Source organism: Vibrio sp. V42_P2S4T144 (genome assembly GCF_009904715.1).
GTDB lineage: Bacteria > Pseudomonadota > Gammaproteobacteria > Enterobacterales > Vibrionaceae > Vibrio > Vibrio alginolyticus.
Genome location: NZ_WXWS01000604.1, coordinates 1 through 5,252 on the forward strand (window position 1 = coordinate 1; position 5,252 = coordinate 5,252).

The following is a 5,252-nucleotide window of genomic DNA, read 5'->3' on the forward strand; positions in this document are numbered from 1 at the left end:
GTTCTATGGCGCTGACAATAGTGTGCTGGTCGTGGAAATTACGGATACAGGTATCGGCATCGAGTCTGACAAACTCGACCAAATGTTCGAACCTTTTGTTCAAGAAGAAGCAACAACGACTCGAGAATACGGTGGCAGTGGCTTAGGGCTGACCATTGTGAAGAGCCTCGTCGACATGCTGGAAGGTGATGTTCAAGTCCGCAGTCAGAAAGGTTTAGGAACGACTTTTGTCATTACAATGCCAGTGAAAGATCGTGAGCGAGTACTCACCCCTCTTGATTCGAGTTTGCGAGTTAAGCCAGATGAACTATTTGCAGAGAGTCTCAAAGTGTTGTTGGTAGAGGATAACCATACTAACGCATTCATTCTAAAAGCGTTTTGTAACAAGTACAAAATGCAGGTTGATTGGGCGAAAGATGGGTTAGAAGCAATGGAATTCTTAAAAGATCATACTTACGATTTGATACTGATGGACAACCAGCTTCCGCATCTTGGTGGAATTGAAACGACCAAAGAGATCCGACAAAAGCTAAAACTAGGCACGCCAATTTATGCGTGTACTGCTGACACCGCGAAAGAAACCAGTGACGCCTTTATGGAATCGGGTGCGAATTACGTGCTTCTCAAGCCGATTAAAGAAAATGCGCTCCATGAAGCATTTGTGGATTTTAAGCAGCGGTTCTTAGTTGAGCGAACATAAGGAATTGGCTCACTACGGGATAACCCAATTACTCATTATCTGAAAAGCACAACACCATGACTGTGGGTTGTGCTTTTTTGTATCTGCCCCTTTTACTCTTATACAAATCAGACTTTTCAGACTTTATTGGTCTCGACGTTTGTTGTGTACATCGCAGCATTTCAAATTCAAACATAGTGTTGTATTACTTAGATTTCTGCCCCTTCACTGACACACCCAACGTGATTTCAATCACAAAAAGATATTTACTTAGCATGCTAACTATTTTATATTGCTTAGCACGCTAAGTAATTGAGTAGATCTTATGATTCAAGACATCAACAGTTTGCGAGACCTTTCTCTGGCTGAAAAATTATCTCGTGTTGCTCGTTTATGGAAAATGGTTGCAGATCGCGAGTTAGAGCCTTTAAACCTAACGTATCCGCGTTGGACTGCGTTATGGAAGCTTTATCGAATGGGTGACAACATCAGTCAGAAGCATTTGGCTGAAGCGCTTGAGATCGAGTTAGCGTCGTTGATGCGAACATTAAAATTATTAGAAGAGCAATCTCTGATCACTCGCCATTGCTGTGAACATGATAAGCGAGCACGTATTGTTAGCCTCACAGAAGAGGGGAAAACCCTACTAAAGCAAATGGAGGCTCGGATTCTTCAAGTTCGAAGCAAGCTCCTAACGGACATCAACGACCAGGAACTTCAGCAGCTTTCATTGATTCTTGATCAGATTGCTCACAATGCGCTTGATTCACTTAGCGAATAAGTCAGAAAACCGAATAAAAAGAGAAGTAAACGCCTATGACTCCAGATCAAAAATTCGCACGTTGGATCAAATATTCTTGCGTCGCGTTTGTCCTTGTCTTTGCCTATTTTCTAGTTGCAGATCTCGCCATGCCGTTGACTCCTCAGGCAATGGCAACGCGTGTGGTAACTAAAGTGGCCCCCCGTGTGAGTGGGCAGATTACACATCTTTATGTTGCCAACAACCAAGAAATAAGCCAAGGCGATCTACTATTTCAGATTGATCCCCAGCCTTATCAGCTCGCCGTAGAAAAGGCTCAACTTAACCTTGAGCGTGTGATTCAAAACAACGAACAACTTGATGCTTCTATTGCGGCGGCAAAAGCAGACGTTGAAGCGAGCAAAATCGTGGCGGAACAAAAAGTTCGCGAAGCGAAACGTCTTAATACCCTGTTTCACCGTAATGGTACTTCGCAACAGCAGCGTGATGACGCACAGAGTAGTGCAACGGCAGCTAAAGCGAACTTACTGGCCGCACGTGCTCGTTTAAAAGAGTTGGAAGTAAACCGCGGTGATTTAGGCGCGACGAATGTGAATATCCGCGTGGCGCAAAACCAGCTAAAACAAGCGGAACTTAATCTGTCTTACACTCAAGTCTCGGCGGAACATGATGGCGTTGTCGCTAACTTGCAGCTGGAGACGGGGGCCTATGCGGCAGCTGGTACACCTCTTGTCGCTTTAGTCTCCGATGACGTGGATATCATTGCCGACTTTCGTGAAAAGAGTTTACGACACTTTAATCAGAACAGCCGTGCGTTAGTGGCTTTTGATAGCTTACCTGGTGATGTATTTGAAGCTCGTATTACGAGTGTGGATGCCGGGGTCAGCTCGGGTCAATTCGATGCGGATGGCCGCTTAGCAACACCAACTGACTCAAACCGTTGGGTGAGAGACGCGCAGCGCTTACGTTTACATTTAGCTATCGATGAACCTCAGCAGCGCGCATTTCCAGCAGGGGCACGAGCAACCGTGCAGTTGTTGCCAGAAAACGCATTATCTGGCTGGTTAGCGAGGTGCCAGATCCAATTCTTGAGTCTTCTTCATTATATTTATTAACGAGGAGGCGATATGAAGTTATGGGACCACCCCATGTCGGAAAACGACTTCCGTCAGTGTTTGCGCATTGCAACTGGTGCGACTATTGGTTTCACTTTATGTAAAGTATTTGGTTGGAACTATGGCGTATTCTTTACTGTAACCCCGATGTTGTTACTTGGAATGGTGCCAGTCATGAGTCTACATGCCGCACGACAACTGATTTTTTCAGCGGTTGTGTGTGGATTAGAAGTTGGTGTGCTTGGTGGGTTATTTGGTGGGCACCCAGGCATGATGACAATCATTGCATTCGGGTTGTTCCTATATAAATTCGCCTGTATGTCAAAAGGGAGCTTGTTCTTATTTGGAGCGAACAGCGTACTGAGCTTAAGCATCATGCTGCATTTTGCTAGTTATCCAACCACTGACTTAAATGACCTAATATTTAGCAACCTGCAAGCGAATGTTATTTCAGTGTTCGTTGCTTATGTGGTGACATTTTTGATTCCCGATGCGGAACCTCGTCAGCCACCAGCGAAACCGTCGCAGCCTAAACAGAGTCATCGCATGCGTCATGAAGCCCTTATGGGGGCGAGTATCGCTACAATGTCTTTCCTTGTATTCCAGCTATTTGACCTCAGTGACTCTATGTCTGCTCAGGCGACAACCTTGCTTTTATTGTTTCCTATGCATTGGAACGGTGCTTTAGGATATGCGCGAAAAAGAGCAATGGGAACCTTGATGGGGGTGACCTTTGGTATCGTCGGACAACTTGTATTATACGATTGGTCGGATACCTTATTGTTTATCGTCCCATTGCTTTGGATTGGGGCTATGATGTTCAGCTATATGCACGTGAAAGAGTCTAGCGGTTCGGGAGCCGGATTTGGCGGCTTAACCACATTAGGCATTTTGTTCGGCCAATATCTTACTCCGGATGGTGACTTAATGTTCAGTGCGCTGTATCGCGTGAGCAGTATTTTGTTTGCTATTGTTGCGACGCTGCTTGTGACCTATACGGTTCACAGAATACTCAACAGCTTTGAGGCGACGCGCTTTAGCGAGCAGTAAGTTCAGACGTTACTGGTTAGAAAGGATTGCTCCAGTAACTCTGTTTTTAGTTCGTGAGTCATCTCAATGGAACTAGCAAACTTAATTCCAACTACCCATCCCTTCGCCAATTTCTTAATGTTGGCAATGACACATCGATTTTCTTCTCCGATATAGTGGCTTAACGGACATTCGATGGTAACACTCTCACCCACGTTGAATTCGGGCTCAATCAAGGTTGATATACCAACACCTGCTAGAGAGAAATCGATAAGGCTACCGTCGTAGACATTCCCTGCATGAATAACGTTACAGTTCATTTGCAACTTGTAACGCTCATGTTCTCGAACTGGTTTGGTTGCAAATGTTCCTGGAATGCGGATAAACAAAAGGGGGGATGGTCGAACGGTCGTCGTCAGTACGCTGGACTTAAACGCAATGACATGGCCTAACTCCGTATCTGATACACCACGCACGATGACATCGGCGTTGGGGAGTTTTCTCATCACCTGCTCTTCAAGCAAACGCATTGGTATATCAAGAATCAAATAAGCATTTTCTTTCATCCCAAGATAGGTGGTGGAATACGTATATTGATCCTTAGGCCCAAATTCGAAATTAGTAGAAAGTTTCATTCCCGGTTTGAGAAACCTATGCAGTTCATCTTTAGTATGAGTGGCTGGCATCACATTGGCGTTTTAATTTTTAGTTAAGCTGAGGCTATCAAAACGCCATTTTGTTATTCAAGATAGTAAGGCATAAGTTTTTGTAAAATCATCGCTATCTGTGAAGTGGTGGGCGATAAGTTTGGTTCATTCCACCTTTCATAAAGATTTGGCTTGCCACAATACTGCCGCATGTGACCAACATCAGCGCTAACCAAGTGAGAGAATCTGGTTGTTCACCAAAAATTGGAACGGCAAGAAGTGTCGCGACGACTGGAGTTAATGAACCAAAAGCAGCGCTGGCTTCGGCACCGATGATCCTAATTGCATAAATGAAAGTGAAAGAAGCGATTAAACCTGCGCCAACACCTTGTAGCATCGCGTGGCCAAATAACTCCTCCCATGGCCACTGGCTGAACGGTGTTACCACCAAATAACTGTCTACCCACCCGAAACCAACGGCGATGATGAGCAGAGCCAAAGACGCGATTGCAACGAATCCTGCACAGACGTGTGCATTAAGATTGGCGACACGAGCGCTGATGGTGAAAGCAGCCCACATGATGCTGCCAGTTAGAAACAGGATATGCCCTTGCAACTGAGACCAGTTGTACTCTGCGCCGCTATTCGAAAGAAGAAAAACAAAAATGCCTAACAACACCGTAGAAAGCCCGATTAAGCGGTGAGCACTCAGCGACTGTTGATAACAAAGTACCGCGATAGCAGAAACAAACAATGGCAAAGTGCCAGGTACTAATGCACTGCCGTGCGCCACGGGAGCGAAATGCATAGCCGTTCCGACGACCAGAAGATAGGGAAGGCCGCTTCCAACCACAACACTAACCAGGTAGCGTTTAGGCACGACGCGCAGCGACTGTTTATGCTTAATCACAAATGGTAATAAAATTATACTTGGGATTAGAAAGCGAACTAACGCGATATCGGCTGGCTGCAAGGCAGAAATTGCGCCCCCTTTTAAAGAAATAAAGAAACCAGACCAAAGC

6 protein-coding genes are annotated in these 5,252 nt (G+C 45.3%); 4 read left to right on the plus strand and 2 right to left on the minus strand.

Annotated elements, in window-relative coordinates:
- The 4 genes from CAG68_RS19780 to CAG68_RS19795 all read left to right on the plus strand — a co-directional run.
- On the plus strand, nucleotides 1-700 hold a 700-nt coding region (locus tag CAG68_RS19780; protein WP_161441557.1), incomplete at its 5' end, for a response regulator.
- 304 nt (nucleotides 701-1,004) lie between these two features.
- Nucleotides 1,005-1,460 carry a transcriptional regulator SlyA gene (slyA, locus tag CAG68_RS19785; RefSeq protein WP_005373589.1) on the plus strand — a complete coding sequence of 152 codons (456 nt, stop codon included), beginning with the start codon at nucleotides 1,005-1,007 and terminating at the stop codon, nucleotides 1,458-1,460.
- A 35-nt stretch (nucleotides 1,461-1,495) separates the two neighbouring features.
- Nucleotides 1,496-2,554, plus strand: coding sequence for an HlyD family secretion protein (locus tag CAG68_RS19790; RefSeq protein WP_005373588.1), 1,059 nt, complete (start codon nucleotides 1,496-1,498; stop codon nucleotides 2,552-2,554).
- Between the two features lie 12 nt (nucleotides 2,555-2,566).
- Nucleotides 2,567-3,604, plus strand: a complete 1,038-nt coding sequence (locus tag CAG68_RS19795) for a DUF2955 domain-containing protein (RefSeq protein ID WP_053307235.1) — start codon at nucleotides 2,567-2,569, stop codon at nucleotides 3,602-3,604.
- A 2-nt stretch (nucleotides 3,605-3,606) separates the two neighbouring features.
- Here the strand turns inward: CAG68_RS19795 and CAG68_RS19800 are convergent, their stop codons facing one another.
- Nucleotides 3,607-4,269 (minus strand): flagellar brake protein, encoded by a 663-nt coding sequence (locus tag CAG68_RS19800; RefSeq protein ID WP_053307236.1) that lies wholly within the window; start codon nucleotides 4,267-4,269, stop codon nucleotides 3,607-3,609.
- A 94-nt stretch (nucleotides 4,270-4,363) separates the two neighbouring features.
- Nucleotides 4,364-5,252: EamA family transporter (locus tag CAG68_RS19805; RefSeq protein ID WP_161441558.1), on the minus strand; the 889-nt coding region annotated here is incomplete at its 5' end.